The sequence below is a fragment of the Candidatus Solirubrobacter pratensis genome, from assembly GCF_000425945.1.
In the GTDB taxonomy this organism is placed as follows: domain Bacteria; phylum Actinomycetota; class Thermoleophilia; order Solirubrobacterales; family Solirubrobacteraceae; genus Solirubrobacter; species Solirubrobacter pratensis.
Window position 1 is genome coordinate 302,710 of record NZ_AUEK01000007.1, and the last position, 14,175, is coordinate 316,884.

At 62.1% G+C, this 14,175-nt stretch carries 14 protein-coding genes, 27 tRNA genes and 1 other RNA gene; 11 read left to right on the forward strand and 31 right to left on the reverse strand.

All coding sequences use genetic code 11. The annotated features are described in order from the left end of the window. Positions 1–36 precede the first annotated feature (36 nt). From H958_RS0108690 to H958_RS35960, 31 genes are all read right to left on the reverse strand, one after another. Positions 37–109 (reverse strand) — tRNA-Thr (locus tag H958_RS0108690). Positions 110–114: 5 nt separating this feature from the next. Beyond that, positions 115–187, reverse strand: a tRNA-Thr gene (locus H958_RS0108695). 3 nt (positions 188–190) lie between these two features. Next, a tRNA-Gly gene (locus H958_RS46090) sits at positions 191–262 on the reverse strand. An 88-nt stretch (positions 263–350) separates the two neighbouring features. Then, a tRNA-Arg gene (locus tag H958_RS0108700) sits at positions 351–423 on the reverse strand. A gap of 37 nt (positions 424–460) precedes the next feature. Continuing rightward, entirely contained in the window at positions 461–949 is a 489-nt protein-coding gene (locus tag H958_RS0108705; protein ID WP_231379197.1) for a hypothetical protein, read from the reverse strand. Between the two features lie 125 nt (positions 950–1,074). Next, a tRNA-Glu gene (locus H958_RS0108710) sits at positions 1,075–1,147 on the reverse strand. A gap of 7 nt (positions 1,148–1,154) precedes the next feature. Continuing rightward, positions 1,155–1,230: transfer RNA gene (locus tag H958_RS0108715), tRNA-His, on the reverse strand. Between the two features lie 6 nt (positions 1,231–1,236). Beyond that, a tRNA-Gln gene (locus H958_RS0108720) sits at positions 1,237–1,307 on the reverse strand. A gap of 14 nt (positions 1,308–1,321) precedes the next feature. Beyond that, positions 1,322–1,395: transfer RNA gene (locus H958_RS0108725), tRNA-Met, on the reverse strand. Between the two features lie 15 nt (positions 1,396–1,410). Then, a tRNA-Leu gene (locus H958_RS0108730) sits at positions 1,411–1,485 on the reverse strand. A gap of 1 nt (position 1,486) precedes the next feature. Beyond that, a tRNA-Glu gene (locus H958_RS0108735) sits at positions 1,487–1,558 on the reverse strand. Between the two features lie 12 nt (positions 1,559–1,570). Then, a tRNA-Ile gene (locus tag H958_RS0108740) sits at positions 1,571–1,645 on the reverse strand. Positions 1,646–1,649: 4 nt separating this feature from the next. After that, positions 1,650–1,721, reverse strand: a tRNA-Phe gene (locus H958_RS0108745). 98 nt (positions 1,722–1,819) lie between these two features. After that, positions 1,820–1,892, reverse strand: a tRNA-Ala gene (locus H958_RS0108750). Beyond that, on the reverse strand, positions 1,883–2,053 hold the full coding sequence (locus H958_RS46095; protein WP_156027818.1) for a hypothetical protein: 171 nt from the start codon (positions 2,051–2,053) through the stop codon (positions 1,883–1,885). Before H958_RS46095 ends, H958_RS0108750 begins: the two co-directional genes overlap by 10 nt. A 17-nt stretch (positions 2,054–2,070) precedes the next feature. After that, positions 2,071–2,157, reverse strand: a tRNA-Ser gene (locus H958_RS0108760). A 3-nt stretch (positions 2,158–2,160) separates the two neighbouring features. Continuing rightward, positions 2,161–2,244, reverse strand: a tRNA-Ser gene (locus H958_RS46100). A gap of 3 nt (positions 2,245–2,247) precedes the next feature. Beyond that, positions 2,248–2,319, reverse strand: a tRNA-Cys gene (locus H958_RS0108765). Positions 2,320–2,375: 56 nt separating this feature from the next. Further along, positions 2,376–2,447 (reverse strand) — tRNA-Asn (locus tag H958_RS0108770). A 19-nt stretch (positions 2,448–2,466) separates the two neighbouring features. Beyond that, a tRNA-Lys gene (locus H958_RS0108775) sits at positions 2,467–2,540 on the reverse strand. 4 nt (positions 2,541–2,544) lie between these two features. Next, positions 2,545–2,632: transfer RNA gene (locus H958_RS46105), tRNA-Ser, on the reverse strand. A gap of 2 nt (positions 2,633–2,634) precedes the next feature. Beyond that, positions 2,635–2,706, reverse strand: a tRNA-Arg gene (locus tag H958_RS0108780). A gap of 142 nt (positions 2,707–2,848) precedes the next feature. Next, positions 2,849–3,232: a transfer-messenger RNA gene (gene ssrA / locus H958_RS44935) on the reverse strand. 70 nt (positions 3,233–3,302) lie between these two features. After that, positions 3,303–3,375, reverse strand: a tRNA-Val gene (locus H958_RS0108785). Positions 3,376–3,378: 3 nt separating this feature from the next. Then, positions 3,379–3,451, reverse strand: a tRNA-Val gene (locus tag H958_RS0108790). A 9-nt stretch (positions 3,452–3,460) separates the two neighbouring features. Then, positions 3,461–3,532, reverse strand: a tRNA-Trp gene (locus H958_RS0108795). A 5-nt stretch (positions 3,533–3,537) separates the two neighbouring features. Beyond that, a tRNA-Asp gene (locus tag H958_RS0108800) sits at positions 3,538–3,611 on the reverse strand. Between the two features lie 11 nt (positions 3,612–3,622). Further along, positions 3,623–3,697: transfer RNA gene (locus H958_RS0108805), tRNA-Pro, on the reverse strand. Between the two features lie 12 nt (positions 3,698–3,709). Further along, positions 3,710–3,791, reverse strand: a tRNA-Leu gene (locus tag H958_RS0108810). A gap of 298 nt (positions 3,792–4,089) precedes the next feature. Then, positions 4,090–4,161, reverse strand: a tRNA-Arg gene (locus H958_RS0108815). 332 nt (positions 4,162–4,493) lie between these two features. Beyond that, positions 4,494–6,422 (reverse strand): glycyl radical enzyme family protein, encoded by a 1,929-nt coding sequence (locus H958_RS35960; protein ID WP_156027820.1) that lies wholly within the window; start codon positions 6,420–6,422, stop codon positions 4,494–4,496. Between the two features lie 225 nt (positions 6,423–6,647). On the opposite strand from H958_RS35960, the gene H958_RS0108825 reads away from it, so the two are divergent. The 11 genes from H958_RS0108825 to H958_RS0108875 all read left to right on the forward strand — a co-directional run bounded on the left by H958_RS0108825 (position 6,648) and on the right by H958_RS0108875 (position 14,153). Beyond that, positions 6,648–7,385, forward strand: coding sequence for a DUF3102 domain-containing protein (locus tag H958_RS0108825; protein ID WP_028058390.1), 738 nt, complete (start codon positions 6,648–6,650; stop codon positions 7,383–7,385). A gap of 112 nt (positions 7,386–7,497) precedes the next feature. Then, positions 7,498–7,968: a hypothetical protein gene (locus H958_RS46110; protein WP_156027822.1), complete on the forward strand. Its 471-nt coding sequence runs from the start codon at positions 7,498–7,500 to the stop codon at positions 7,966–7,968. Positions 7,969–8,004: 36 nt separating this feature from the next. After that, complete coding sequence (locus tag H958_RS46115) at positions 8,005–8,181, forward strand: hypothetical protein (RefSeq protein ID WP_156027824.1); 177 nt, start codon at positions 8,005–8,007, stop codon at positions 8,179–8,181. A 413-nt stretch (positions 8,182–8,594) separates the two neighbouring features. Next, the gene (locus tag H958_RS0108840; protein ID WP_028058392.1) at positions 8,595–9,185 is read left to right on the forward strand and encodes a hypothetical protein; all 591 of its coding nucleotides are present in this window, start codon (positions 8,595–8,597) and stop codon (positions 9,183–9,185) included. Then, entirely contained in the window at positions 9,166–9,435 is a 270-nt protein-coding gene (locus tag H958_RS0108845; protein ID WP_028058393.1) for a MerR family transcriptional regulator, read from the forward strand. The genes H958_RS0108840 and H958_RS0108845 overlap by 20 nt, the downstream gene beginning before the upstream one ends. Continuing rightward, positions 9,432–9,998, forward strand: a complete 567-nt coding sequence (locus tag H958_RS0108850) for a hypothetical protein (RefSeq protein WP_156027826.1) — start codon at positions 9,432–9,434, stop codon at positions 9,996–9,998. The genes H958_RS0108845 and H958_RS0108850 overlap by 4 nt, the downstream gene beginning before the upstream one ends. Then, a complete protein-coding gene (locus H958_RS0108855) occupies positions 9,973–10,800 on the forward strand; it encodes an ATP-binding protein (RefSeq protein ID WP_028058395.1) in 828 nt (275 codons plus the stop codon). The genes H958_RS0108850 and H958_RS0108855 overlap by 26 nt, the downstream gene beginning before the upstream one ends. Continuing rightward, on the forward strand, positions 10,797–12,047 hold the full coding sequence (locus H958_RS0108860) for a DnaB-like helicase C-terminal domain-containing protein (protein ID WP_028058396.1): 1,251 nt from the start codon (positions 10,797–10,799) through the stop codon (positions 12,045–12,047). The genes H958_RS0108855 and H958_RS0108860 overlap by 4 nt, the downstream gene beginning before the upstream one ends. Next, positions 12,047–12,928, forward strand: a complete 882-nt coding sequence (locus H958_RS43015) for an FAD-dependent thymidylate synthase (RefSeq protein ID WP_051323999.1) — start codon at positions 12,047–12,049, stop codon at positions 12,926–12,928. Before H958_RS0108860 ends, H958_RS43015 begins: the two co-directional genes overlap by 1 nt. Then, a complete protein-coding gene (locus H958_RS48675; protein WP_255325413.1) occupies positions 12,925–13,050 on the forward strand; it encodes a hypothetical protein in 126 nt (41 codons plus the stop codon). Before H958_RS43015 ends, H958_RS48675 begins: the two co-directional genes overlap by 4 nt. Then, entirely contained in the window at positions 13,047–14,153 is a 1,107-nt protein-coding gene (locus H958_RS0108875; protein WP_028058397.1) for a toprim domain-containing protein, read from the forward strand. Before H958_RS48675 ends, H958_RS0108875 begins: the two co-directional genes overlap by 4 nt. The last annotated feature ends 22 nt before the right edge of the window (positions 14,154–14,175 follow it).

The following is a 14,175-nucleotide window of genomic DNA, read 5'->3' on the forward strand; positions in this document are numbered from 1 at the left end:
TCCTCTGGCCGAGGCCAGCGATCGACTAGGCGTGAGAGCCCACGCGGGGATTCGAGCCCCGGACCTCTCCCTTACGAGGGGAGCGCTCTACCTGCTGAGCTACGTGGGCGTGCAAGCCACCACAGGGAGTCGAACCCTGGACCCCTGCCTTACCATGGCAGTGCTCTGTCCTCTGAGCTATGGCGGCGTAAGGGGTATGTGGGAATCGAACCCACCTTTGCGACATGGCAAGCCACCGTAATAGCCGATATACGAATACCCCTTGTCTACTGCTAGCGCCCCAACGAGGAATCGAACCTCGCATCTCGGATTCGAAGTCCAAGCGCCAGACACACTGGCAAGGGCGGAAGTGCCCCCTACTGGATTCGAACCAGTGACCTCGGCCGTCGCAGGGCCGCGCTCTATCCACTGAGCTAAGAGGGCAGAGGGTGGGGTCACACACCGCTAGGACCCCACCCTGCTACTGATCGAACCGGCCTTCGAGCCAGTCCTTTACGAGGCGAGCCTCGTATACCTGGTCATCGCCTTCCGCGAGCAATTCGATGATCTTCGGGTGCTCGCGACGAAGCTGTTCCAGGAGGCGACGGGCGTTCGCCCGTTCCTCCTGCGTGAGGTACCCCACGATCGAGACGGTGTTATCTCTGTCGTGGAGGTCACGGTGGCAGTCGATGCACACAGGGATTGTGCACCGTGACCGGGCGGCGACCTGTACGTAGTTGGATAGCTCCCGCATCATCCAACGGTTGACGTAGTGGTGCCTCGTGGAGTCCCCAGGACGGCCGCAGCAGCGACATTCAGGCTGAACCTGTCTCAGCGCTCTGTAGGCGTTCCTGCGCTCTACGATCTCGGCCGGGGGAGTACCCTGGTCTAGGGCATCACGCAGAGCCTCCACGATTTGCCCTTGCGTCGGGTGCGTATCGAGCAAGTCGTCAAGCTCGATCCCCGTCACCGTGGTGAGGAGTTCAAGCTGCTCGTGCGTTGCCTTGCGGCCATTGGCCGAAGCGTCGTACCACCAGGTGTCCCCGGTGGGGAGAGTGATGGGACGGGCGCGTGACATTGTTCCTCACTGGTTAGTGCCGCGTACGGGAATCGAACCCGTGTTACCTACGTGAGAGGCAGGCGTCCTGGTCCACTAGACGAACGCGGCAGGTGGAGGGCGACCAGCGGGATTCGAACCCGTCGCTGCTGGAGTCACAGTCCAGAGTGCTAACCGCTGACACTATGGCCGCCATGAAGCTGGGGAGCAAGGATTTGAACCTCAACTAACGGGGCCAAAACCCGTCGTGCTGCCGTTACACCACTCCCCAGTGGTTACTGCTGATAGCGGGAGGAGGATTTGAACCTCCGACCTCCAGGTTATGAGCCTAGCGAGCTACCTGACTGCTCCATCCCGCATGGGTGAACTGCAAGTACCCTCGCTCGGATTCGAACCGAGACATGAACGGTGTTTGAAACCGCTACCTCTGCCAATTGGGCTACGAGGGCATAGGGCGACGGAGAATCGAACTCCGGCTACGGGGGTGAAAACCCAGCGGTCTGACCACTAACCTACCGCCCCAGGTACTTCGAGTGCACCCACGAGGATTTGAACCTCGGACCTCCGCCTTATCAGAGCGGCGCTCTAACCAAACTGAGCTATGAGTGCAGAGTGGAACGCCCCGGAATCGAACCGGGTACACCGCGAGTTTCAGCCGCGTGCTCTACCGATGAGCTAGCGCTCCAGGTCAGGCCACGAGGCAAAGGGGGAGCCTCGTCTGAGCGGCGTCATGGGACATCCCGGACCGCCGCTAGCGTCTCGCGATCCCCTCGTGACCTGAAGTGGAGCCTAAGGGGTTCGAACCCTTCACCTCCTGCTTGCAAGGCAGGCGCTCTCCCAACTGAGCTAAGGCCCCATGTCGTCGCCAAACGATTCCCACTTGGCGATTGCACCATCTTCGAGATAGACGCGCCACCAGCGCATCCTCACGATCCTTCCGTGCGTATCCCATTCGACCCACACGTGGAACTGAATTCGGTCGTACGTGGGATGGTCGATGACCACCATCTGCTCCATGCACAAACGTAGTCGGACGGAGAGAGGGAGATTCGAACTCCCGAGACACTTTCGTGTCTACCGTCTTTCCAGGACGGGCCGTTCAGCCACTCCGGCACCTCTCCAAGCGGAAGCAGAGGGAATCGAACCCCCGACGCTGTCACACGCAGCCGGGTTCAAACCGGTGTCCTCGTCCATGCCGGACTACTTCCGTAAGGCGGGGAGGGGAATCGAACCCCTGTAACGCGCTTTGCAGGCGCGCACATAAGCCACTCTGTCACCCCGCCGGGTGTGGACAAGCAGCAGTTTAGCAGTAGCGAATGCCCTGCACGCTACAGATAAGCTGGCCCGGGAGGATTCGAACCCCCGACATCCCGAGTAACAGTCGGGCGTTCTGCCACTGAACTACGGGCCAGTAGTTAGGTGCTGGTAGGTGGACCGTCCGGGATTCGAACCCGGATAGCAAGGGTAAGAGCCAAGTATGTTATCCAGTTGACATCAACGGTCCGATACGGAAGGAGAGGGAGTCGAACCCTCGGTACCCGGTTAGGGCACACTCGCTTAGCAGGCGAGCCTATTCGGCCTCTCTAGCATCCTTCCAGTGCCCCCGAGAGGACTCGAACCTCCAGCCTAACCCTTAGGAGGGGTTCGCTCTTCCGTTGAGCTACAGGGGCGAAGATTGCCCACCAAGGCTTGTCCGCTTGCCTGTCCTCCGTGCGGAGGAGATCGGTCCTGACCGCAGACATGTATCCGATCTTTCAGTCTGCGGGTAGGCGGTTTCGCCTGGCTCGTAACCGATCCAGGTCGGGTGGGACTTAGTGGAGGCGCCGGGAGTCGAACCCGGGTGTTCCGTGCGCGTATCTCGCCAGTCTTTCAGCAGCTTAGGCCGTAGGTGGCCATCCACAATCTAAGGACACAGGCTAGCTGTGTCTCCACCACCTGCTCGATACGGTCGAGCAGGAAACCGGCCCTCCGTTTAGGAGGGCGTCACCCGGAGTTCTGGTCCTAGGCCCCGGGAGCCCGCGCCGTAGGTTACGCTACGGCTAGAAGTGCTTCCAGTTCGTCCTCGACGGTCATAGTGACCTCGGACGGCATGGAAGCGATGATGTTCTCGCCAGTTATGGCTTGTGGCAGGTAGGTGTGCCGACCGCTGCACTGCTCGGGACTGCATCTCACGGAGTCGAAGCCATGTTCGCCCCCAGGAGGTTCGCCACTCCGACCACCCTTCGCGGGTGGACCCGGAGCGCTCGAAGTCTCCGGCTGCGAACCATGTACCCCACAGGGCTCGAACCTGTGACCTCGTGCCTGTCAAGCACGTGCTCTCCCAACTGAGCTAGGGGTACGGATGCGCGGTGACGGACTCGAACCGCCGACCTACCGGGTGTAAACCGGTCGCTCTCCCAACTGAGCTAACCGCGCGAGGTATAGCAGGGGATACAGGACTCGAACCCGTAGCCTCGGTTTTGGAGACCGAGATGTTCGCCTTTACACCAATCCCCTGGGAGCGGTAGTGACGGGGCTCGAACCCGCGACCTCTGCCGTGACAGGGCAGCGCTCTAACCAACTGAGCTACACCACCAGGTACTTCTATCAGGATGAGAGGATTCGAACCTCCGACTTCTCGCTCCCGAAGCGAGCGCTCTGGCCAGACTGAGCTACACCCTGTTACCGCGTAAGTACACCCGGAGAGATTCGAACTCTCAATCCCGAAGGCACTGGTTCCTAAGACCAGCGTGTATGCCAGTTCCACCACGGGTGCATAAGCGACGAGGCCGAGGGAGGGAAGGGACCTGGAGGTGCAAACCATGAACCAGGGGGCCTCGTCGCTAGCGCGCCCTCAAGGAATCGAACCTCGCCAGCAATTGCAACCGGGTTACAGCCGGTCGGGAACTCCAGTTCCCCATAGAGCGCGAATGACGCAGGCTCACTGATTCGGGCGCGACCACGGAGCAACTAGACCCCAGCTAGGCTTGGGGGCCATGCGGTATTTCACCGCTGCACTCAGGAGGATTACCCTGCGTTGAGACGTTGATATGTACCGGTGTCTCAGACCGGAGTGTCCTCCAAGGGACTCGAACCCTTGACGATGCCCTTAGAAGGGGCGCGCTCTGCCGCTGAGCTAGGAGGACGACTTGCATGAGAACGTCATCGGCCGGGGCCGGGCGAACTCCTATGTCGAGAGAAAGAAAAGGCCCGCTCGAATGGCGGGCCTCCTGTACGCGCGATGTGCGGGTAGCAGGAGGCTACGACAGGGTCTGACCCTTCGGATCGCGACGCGAGTTATGTCTAATGAAGTAGGCCATTGCTTCTCTGTACCCCTTACCCCAGGCGTGTGGGGCGGTTTCCAGTGCCGCCAGCCTAAAGATTGTCTAAAGGCTGGCGGCGTGGAAGGGCGACGACGGAGAACTATAGCCCGGGGCCTACCGTTCGTCAAGGAGAAACTATAAGGCGGGTTCGAATCCTAGGCGATCTCGCATGCCCCTGCTACGCAGGCAAGCTCCTTCATTCCCTCCGTGGCGTCCTCCGTCTCGAACGATGTGAGGGCGTCCCAATACAGGCTGTCGGGCATGGCCTCGGCCAGGCGCACGTACATCTCCTGGTCGATGTCCTGGTAGGGCGCCTGCTGGTATGTATGGTCGGAGTGGGGGAGGAACGAGACGCCGGACATGCGGTCGAAGTGCTTGAAGACGAAGGCGCCGACCTCCATCCACTCGTCGTCGCGTACGTAGACCGTGATCGAGGGCTTGTGCTCGCACCAGTGCTCGGCGTACGTCAGCCATAGCTCTAGCTGCTCGATGGCGCTCATGTCGTGCCGCGTGATCGCGCCCTCGGGGGCCTGCATGGGGTAGCTGAAGACCAACGTGCTGTCTGGGTGCAGAAGCTCGTCTTCGACCGGCACGCCGCTAGCGGCGAGGAACTGGGCCACGGGGTCGTTCTTGCTCGCGCGGTTTGTCCGCACGTAGTACGGCGCGTAGCGCGGATGGATACCCGAGGACGCGTCTACAAGCTGCGAGACGGTCCCGGAGGGCTTCACACACGTGATCGCCGTGGGGACGTTGATCCCGAGCTTGGATGCCCAGTTGGTGGCCGTGTCGATGGCCACCTGCTTCAGGCCGTCGAGGATGTCCCGGAGTAGTGCCTTGCCCTTGCGCCCGGCCATGACCAGGTTGTCCATGATGCCGGTGATCGAGACGCCCAGGAGACGCTCTTCCTCGCAGTTCTTCTTCCACGTGGGGGAGAGGAAGCGGAAGTCGGTGAAGGTGCTCTGGATGCAGCCCAAGATGGTCGCGAGGCGTACCTTCTCTGCCAGGGTCTCGAAGGTATCGTCGGCCCGGCACACGACCTCGGACAGATTGCAGAACTGCCGGTCCCTGAGGATGATCTCCGAGCACGGGTTGGTGCCGAAGTCGAAGGAGGCGTCACGACGCCCGGACCGAGCAGCGATCTTCTGCATCCCGGCGCGGTTGACGATCCCGCGTTCCCCTGACTTGGACTTGATGAGGCTGGTCCACTCCTCCATGAAGAGTTCAGCCGTGGGGCGCTCGTCGTAGACGGCCGAGTTGTTGGCGAGCGCGTACTCGGGGTGGCTATCCCACCACTGCCCGGCCTTCGCGTTGCGCATGCGGTCGTCGGAGAGGTTCGAGAGGGAGATCAGGGCCGAGCGACGGACACCGCCCACCACCACGATGTCTCCCACCTTGCACATGACGCCGTGGCACTCGATAGAGGTGAGCTTGCGGCCCTGCGCTGCCCTGAACGTCTCGATGATGTACCGGAACAGATCCTCCAGCGGAGCCGGACCAGACGCACGGCCGCCGAAGGTCTTCAGCCGAGCACCGGCAGGGCGTACCTTCGAGGTATCGACGTTCGGGATGTTGCCCGCGTAGAGAGCCGCCAGCAGACGATTCAGGGCGGACGCCCAGCCCTGCTTCGAGTCCGCGACCACGATCACGTCATCACAAGGGAAGAGGTTCGGCACCTCAGGGAGCTTGCTGACGTACTGACGCTCCACCGAGAACCCGACGCCGGTACCGCACATCAGGATGTACATGGCCTCAGCGAACGCCTGAACGCGCGAGACGGTGAGGTAGGCGCAGTTGTAACCCGCAACGTTATCCCGCTCCAGAGCAGGACCGGCGGTCATGAGTGCCCTCATGGAACCAAGGGAGCGGAGGTCGAGCATTCCATCCGCGAGCGCGGAGCGCTCATCAGGGGTTAGAGCGTACCCCATCTTCAGCGCCTGCTTCTCCATCGCGGAGATGTAGCGCTCGATGCTCTCGTGCCAGAACTCCCGGCGACCCTCGCGTTCGACCCACCGCGAGTACTTCGTCATGTGGATCTGCTGCTGGTACAGGGTTGGGAGGGTAACGATGTCGTTCTCTTCAGTCATAAGCGTGCTCGTTACATAGTCGGCCACTCGCGACCTGAAGTAGAAGCTCAGGTTGATGACTGAAGGGCCGATAACACGCGCGCACTCGGTCAGATATTTATCTGCGCGTAGCGCCTCTCTCTGAGGATTAGGAGGTACTAGAAGACTGTGCGCGTGCGCGCATCAGTGCCTGGGCGGGGTGCCGACTAGGTACCGACACATACCTTATGTTCTTGAAGGAGGCTCATGACGACCCTAGAGGCAGTACCTAGCTCCGCTGTCATCGGATCATGGAGCGATCGGAAGCTCGACAACTCGATTCGTAAGGGCCACGCTGCGGCGGGTTCCCACAAGGCGGCCTACGAGCAGCACGCGACTGTTACCGGCATCCTGCTGATCGAGCGCAAGCGGCGGTTGAAGCACGGCGCATGGCTGCCGTGGCTCGCGGAGAACTTCGAGGGCTCGACGGTCGTCGCGCAGAGATACATGCGACAGGCCGACGAGTGGCTAGCAAATACGTCGTCAGCGACGCGTTTCGACCCGCCAGCCGAGCACCCGACGCCGCCTGTGGAGGACACTACGGAGACGTGCCTTCGACCGCGTGAGGAGACGGGAGTTCCCGTTGCCACACCTGGCGCACCTGAGCACGAGCCTGTGATCGCGACGCATCGCCCCGGCCCTGAGGAGAGCAAGCGCACGCGTCGCCCTCTGACGGAGGAGGAGATTGACGAGATCGTCCAGGCGGAAGAGGAGAAGATCGCGCAGATGCGGCGCGGCGCCGCCTTCGAAGCGCATCGCACGCGAGCGCTTGCCTCCCTAGCCTCGGGTGACGACGCCTATACCGCCGTCGTCGCGGCGATCGACGCCATCGCTCGTGCACGTGGCAAGGTGGATGCGAGGCTGGCGGGCGAGCTAGGAGAAGCGCACAAGATCGTCAGGCGGGTGCTCATGTCTCTCCACGAGGCAGGGGAGAGTCATGTCTAGAGGTCCGCGCCTCGATTTGCGCAAGGAGGGCAGTATCGCCGCGATGGTCGTGGACAATCTGAACCACGCGAATCGTCCGTGCACCAAACGTGAGCTTGCCGAGGAGATGGCCATGTTCCTCGACTACCCTAGGTACCCGGAAACGCGGGTGGCCACGATTCTCCGGCGGACCAGAGAGCCGGGGTACGAAGGGCGGCCGATCGCGTGGGTGCAGGCGAAGGGAAGATACGAGACAATCAGCACCAACTCTAATCTCCTAGCTGACCACCAGCGAGGCACCATGAATCCGGTACGCAGGGGGCTCGAAGGGGCTACGAGCGGAATTCTGCTCGTCGCGTCGGAGAAGTGTCCCGAACTCGTGCCCGAGTTGACCCGCATAGAGGACGCCTACAGGCGCGAGATACGGGAGCTAAGGGCAGACAACGACGCTCTGCTGCTCACACTTCGCGTGGTGCATCGTGATCCTCAAGGACAGAAGGTGCTCAGTGCTGCGCTTGATAGAGCATGTGAGGAGTTCTCCGATGAGCTTCCGGCGCTGCCACCGGGTCCCAGCGCTCCATATGGTGACGGTGCCGTTGGGTAACGGGTGACAAGCCCCAACCCCAAAAGGAACGACTCGATGAAGAAGACCGAGGCAGTCAAGGGCGTAATCGCAGCCGGACTAGCGCTTGCCGTTGCGAAGGGACTCCTGGTCCCGGGCGACAGCGACTCCATCAAGGCGATCGTGGACGCCGTACTCGTGGCCGTGGGTGTCTTCGGCATCCACCCCTTCGGCACGTCCGACGAAGCCGAGTAAGGCTCGGCCACTCCAGGATGTATCAGAAGACCCGCCTTGGCGGGTCTTCTGCGTTCTGTAGGAGTTCGCTCGCGCAGCGGCCGATTAGGGATCCACGATGGACCTAGCTGCCTATCAACGCTGCCGTTCGCGTGCTCCGTGGGTTCCCGTGCACGTCCCGTCGCAGACTGACCCTGACATTCGGTACACGGTCTTGGTCTGCCCATTCGGGACCACTGACGAGAACATCTGCGAGTGCACCGGTTACGAGTATCGCGGCGCGTGCAACCACCAGGTCATCGCCATGCAGTTGTGGTGCGGGTGGACCGAGATGGGGATTCAGGCGCATCAGCAGACGAGGGCACAGCGGGCCACGATGGTCTGCCCCTCCTGCGGTGAAGACACGGAATGGGCCTTACGGCCCCTGAGGGAGGATGACCAGCTTGACGCTTGACGAATCGACCGCTGCCCTGGGCAGGGCCTATGAGGGATGGAAGCTCCACGAGAAGGCCAAGAACACCCGGAGGGACGAGTTCTTCGAGCGCATGACCGACCTCGCGGCCGAGAGCGGCCTGGCCGAGGTACTGGTCGAAACGGTGGCAGCCAACGGCGTCGAGGCGACGGACCGCCTGGAGAAGTACCACCCTCGTCACAAGGTGGACGCCATCCGCGTGGGGCTCCCGGCAGGAAGGGACGGCTACGAGTACGAGGCGATCCTGATTGAGCGCCCCGAGTTCAAGCCCATGAGCTACGTGAACGCGGAGGACGGCACGGTCTACACCAAGCAGGTGCAGGACGGGCCATTTCTCGTGGATGATGAGCGCCTGGCCAAGGAGAACGTGCTCCTGTACGAGCAGTTGGTCTTCGAGTTCCCCTGGGGCGGCACCACGCTGCGCCCGCTCGACTCGCTGCACGCGGACAACCTCGCGGCCCTCCAGCCCTACATCTACCGAGGCAAGCCCGTCGTGAAGCTCGCGGCCCCGCGCGAGGCCACGGAGGAAGAGCTTGCCGCCCTCGCTGACTGAGGGCTTCGTCTTCACCGTCACCGACCTCGGCCTCTTCCTGGGCAAGAGCGCCGTCACCCTCCGGGGCTGGGACCGACAGGGTCTGGTGACGATCCCGCGTGACCCCTCCGGCGACCGCAAGATGTCGGCGGGGCAGGTGCGAGAGATCGCGCACGCCGCATATGACCTCGGCCGCATCTCCTGCGACCGGCTGAAGCTCGTCCTGGCGAGCCTCACGCTGCTCGAACTACTAGAGAAGGATAAGACTTGAAGATTGGACTTGTGGGGCCGCCGGGCTCCGGCAAGACACGTCTGGCGCAGGCGCTGGCCAACGCGCTCGATACTGACGACCGGACAGTGGGCGTCATTGACGAGTACGCAGAGGGGTACTCGACTACCTCTGACTTTGCCATCGGAGAAGATGCCACGTACATCGTCAACCTCGGCATCGCGCTCTCGCGGTTGCAGTCCGAACGCCGCATGGGAGACGACTTCATCGTCTGCGGGACGATGGCGGACACGGCGACATACATGGCGTGCGAAGCCACGCTGTTCCCTGACGAGCCCGGCTGGCAGCGCCGTCACCTGGCTTCGCTCGCACTCGCGGGGTGCATGGTCAACGACCTCGTGACATACGACTTCACGTTCTACCTGCCGCTGCCGGAGCACACGCAGACGTTCGGGATCGGCTTCGATGAGGAAGTGCGCAGCAATCTTCCCGTCTCGCTGAGGCTCTTCGACATCCCGCACATCACGCTCGACCGCCCGTCCTTCGAGGAGAACCTTGCTCACGCTCTCAACGTCATCCATGAATCTGCCCCGCCTGCGGAGTGACGCCGAGTACGACCGCGCCGTAGAGCTAGCGCGGATGTCGGGCGTCCCCCTCTCGCGCTGTCCCACGTGCGGGTCGAACCCGGAGAAGGTCCGTGTCGCATACGCAGACGGCACGGCCGAGGCTGAGGGTCGCGAATACGGGACCTACAAGTACATGGGGGAGGTGTACGAGTGCGACTGCGAGACGCAGATTCAGCTTCGCAAGCACTACCTCCTCGCAGGTATCGGGGAGCAGTATATGCGCCTGGACTGGGCCGACTACCGCAACGACGCGGTGAAAAGGGACGTTGAACTCTACCTGGGGAAGTGGGATGCCATTCGCCGGAATGGGATGGGCATCGAGTTCGGCGGCGAGGCCCTGGGAGTAGGCAAGACATTCGCCGCTACCTACGTCGCGAAGGAACTCATCAAGAAGGGGGTGCAGGTGCTGTTCGTGCCCTTCCTGGAATTCCTCTCGACCGTTATCCGCGATGACGACGAGTCCAGGGAGCGCATGGAGCGCATGCGTCGCGTGACCGTCCTTGTGGTGGATGAGCTTCGTCCGCCGCGCACTGAGAGGCAGGCGTGGTTCGGGGACCGCTTCGAAGAGCTTGTGCGGCATAGGACGAACTTCAACCTGCCGATTATCACTACTACGAACCTAACCGAGGATGAGCTTCGGACGCACTACCCCCGCGTCTACTCGCTCATGAGTGCGAAGCACATCCGTCTTGACCTGACGGGTCAAGACGCGCGCATGTCGTGGATCGCGGCTCAGAACCTAGACCTCGTGCTGAACGACGAAGTAAGGCCGATCACTTGACTGAACAGACCATCTACGAGCTAGACATCGATCTAGACCTCATCAACCACCTCGCCTACCCGGACTCGGTAGGCAAGCTCCAGGCTGAGCAGGTGAAGGCGGCGGTCATCTTCGATCCGCTCGCGAAGAGGGTCTTCAAGTGGCAGATGCAGCACGTTCGCGATTACGGCGAGGCTGCTACTCCGTCCGTTCTCGAAGACGAGTTCGCGGACATCACGCTGGACACGCCGGAGACGCAGATCAACGATCTCATCCTGCGCCTGCGGACTCGCTACCTCCGGTCGGAGGGCAAGAAGGCTATCCGTGAGATTTCCGAGCTTGCGATCACCGAGCCTATGGAAGTCGCTCGCGCGATGTCTCAGAAGTCGCGCGAGCTTCTTGACCTCACCGTGCAACGAGGCGAGGTCTACGGCCGCTACGACTTTCCGCGCGCTCGCCAGGAGTATGACAAGGCAGTCCTGCGTGGCAAGGGGCCGTCCCTGGGCTACGACGAGCTTGACGATCACTTTCACGGCCAGGTAGGCGTGACATTCCTCATCGCGCCGCCGAAGACTTACAAGTCGTGGGTGACGATCAACACCGTGCTGGCGAACGTAGAGAAGGGCTTCAACCCGTACCTCTACTCGCTGGAGCTACCGTCGCTGGAGTCCTACTGGCGTCTCGCGTGCATGGCGGCCGACGTGCCGTACTGGAAGTACCTCAAGCGTAGCCTCATGCCCGATGAGCTACGGAAGGTAGAGAGCGCCGCCAAGACCCTGGACGAGATGGGCAACTTCCGCATGGACAAGCCCAACCAGGGCTCGCGCTCGGTCGCTCAGCTAGTAGACAAGGCACTTGATTCCGGCGCTGACTGCATCATCGTAGATCAGCTTCAGTACATCGAGAATCGCAAGGGTAACTCGATCGGGGCACAGAACTCGACGGCGGACTACTTCGAGGTAGTGAACGACCTCCGGAATTGGTCAGACCTCATCCCGGTCTTCGTGGTCCACCAGTTCAACCGTTCCGTGATGAGCGCGACGGCGATGCCGGAGATGCAGCAGGCGAAGGGCTCATCTGCGATCGAGGAGGTAGCAACGCTCTCCCTCGGTCTATGGGCAAACAAGGACATGCGGCGCTCGAACGTAGTGGAGCTAGGCACGCTCGCGTCGCGCAACTACGGACACGCCTCATGGGAACTCGGCGTCCAGCTTTCACGCGGATGCCGCATTGAGATGAAGGGCGAGATCGAGGACGTGGACGAGTAATGTACCGCGCAGAGGTAATCGCAGATTCGATGTCGCCCGATGGCGTGCGACTAACCACCCTTGAGGTGGAGTACCCGCACGCCATCCACAAGGACATCATGACGCACCGGATGTTCTCCCGTAGCTTCAAGTCCTTTCGTGCCTTCCCGCCGGAGAAGGTGATCGCGAACATCGAGGACGATCCGTTTATCCCCGAGACGTTCGATAGCCGCGTGACAGGCATGGGGCAGGGGCAGGCACTGCCTGAAGAGCAGGAACTGCGCGCACGCGAACTGTGGGAAGAACACATCGACCACACGCTCAACGTCGCGGACCAGATGATCGAGTTGGAGATCGCGAAGGCGCAGGTGAACTTCCTGCTCCAGGATTTGACGTGGATCACAGGCATCATCACGGCCACCGAATGGGACAACTTCTACGCACTCCGGCGCGCAGAGAACGCACGTCCCGAGGTGCAGAAGATCGCCAACCTGATGTACGACGCGATGTACCCGGCGGACCCCGATTACCTCGCGCTCGGGGAGCCCCACCTGCCGTACATCCGGCTCGAAGACCGGATGGACGTAGGGGACAACTTCCAGGTGCTGGCCAAGGTATCAGCCGGGCGGTGCGCTCGCGTTTCGTACCTGAATCACCGTGGCCACCGCGATCTCAACGCCGACGTACACCTCGCCAATCAGCTTGAGAGTGACGGGCATATGTCCCCGTTCGAACACGTCGCGACACCGGTTGCGCTGACCGGCCCGAAGTGGATCAAGCACGTCTACCACACCGGACAGGTGTTCACCCTTCCGGGGCAGGAGTGGCGGGGCAATTTCTACGGGTGGCTCCAGTACCGAAAGACCATCCGCGACGAGCACAACTACGAGCTAGCGGCATGACTCGGCTCGAAGCGCTGAAGAACTTGCGGTACCAGATGCAGATGCACCCTGACCCCGTCGTGGTCTGGTGGGGAACGTTCATGGTGGGCAAGCTCGTAGCGCTCGCGGAGCGCCTGACGTGACGAAGCGCGTTCATCGCTACAAGGACTTCGCGAGCCGGATTGACGTAGAGGAAGTCATCCTCGCGCTTGGGATCCTGGAGGAGCGCGAGGAGGGTAGGAATAAGCATGGCGAGCCCGAGTACGTCGGGCAGTGCCCTGACCCATGGAGTCTCCATAGCAACGGGGACACCACGGGCAAGTTCGCCCTGAACCCTGGGCGCAAGGTCTACAACTGCTGGGTCTGCGGGGGAGGGTCACTGCTCTCACTCACGATGGCCATGCTCGACCTCGACCCCGACGAAGCGACGGACTGGCTCATCCAGTACGCCGACGAGAACAGAGAAGTGTCCGATGAGCGGTTCCTGGACGAGATCGACAGCCTCCTCGCGCAGTTGACTCCGAGTAGGAAGCAGGATGAGACCCTTCCCTACTACAACGCCAACATCCTCCGCAAGTGGGAGGACCAGGGGCGTGGCCTGGAGGACTGGAACCTCGGGGTACTCGACGGGAAGCCGAGGAACATCGCCAGGGACGCGCTGCGGGCCGCGCATGTGTGCTACGCGCCGAGCGCGATCAAGCATCCTCCGCGAGACTCGAAGACCGGCGTGCCGCTGGACGACCTCTACGAAGGTCCGTGCGTCATCTTCCCGCACTACGTCGGGGAGCGGCTCGTGGGGTGGCAACACCGCTGGCTGGAGGACGACCGGCCGAAGTGGTGCTCGAAGTACACCAACACGCCGGACTTCCCGAAGCGCACGACCCTCTACAAGCCGCGTGGAGGCCCCTCTGGGCCGCTCCCCGTGGTCATCGTGGAGTCCGTACCGACCGCCATCTTCCTGGCCGGAATCGGCTGGCCCGCCGTGGCGACTTTCGGGGGCACCGTGACGACGGAGCAGTTGAAGCTCCTCCGTCGCTACCAGCAGGGCGTGATCCTCGCACCCGACAACGACGGCGCCGGGCTGCGCTCGTGCGTCGCTACGGCGGACTACCTGGACGGCTTCATCCCGCTCTCGGTGGTCCTACCCGAATGGGACACCGGGGAGAAGTGGGACCTCCTGGACCGCTTCAACGAGAACGGTGAGGACATCGACTCCCTGCTGCGCGCAGCGGAACGAATTTCCTAGTTCTTCCGCACACGTAACTGGA

Coding starts and splice junctions, on each gene's coding strand:
- H958_RS46095 (WP_156027818.1), bottom strand. CDS start 2,053: ATGGAGCAGATGGTGGTCATCGACCATCCCACGTACGACCGAATTCAG.
- H958_RS35960 (WP_156027820.1), bottom strand. CDS start 6,422: ATGACTGAAGAGAACGACATCGTTACCCTCCCAACCCTGTACCAGCAG.
- H958_RS0108825 (WP_028058390.1), top strand. CDS start 6,648: ATGACGACCCTAGAGGCAGTACCTAGCTCCGCTGTCATCGGATCATGG.
- H958_RS46110 (WP_156027822.1), top strand. CDS start 7,498: ATGTTCCTCGACTACCCTAGGTACCCGGAAACGCGGGTGGCCACGATT.
- H958_RS46115 (WP_156027824.1), top strand. CDS start 8,005: ATGAAGAAGACCGAGGCAGTCAAGGGCGTAATCGCAGCCGGACTAGCG.
- H958_RS0108840 (WP_028058392.1), top strand. CDS start 8,595: ATGACCAGCTTGACGCTTGACGAATCGACCGCTGCCCTGGGCAGGGCC.
- H958_RS0108855 (WP_028058395.1), top strand. CDS start 9,973: ATGAATCTGCCCCGCCTGCGGAGTGACGCCGAGTACGACCGCGCCGTA.
- H958_RS43015 (WP_051323999.1), top strand. CDS start 12,047: ATGTACCGCGCAGAGGTAATCGCAGATTCGATGTCGCCCGATGGCGTG.
- H958_RS48675 (WP_255325413.1), top strand. CDS start 12,925: ATGACTCGGCTCGAAGCGCTGAAGAACTTGCGGTACCAGATGCAGATG.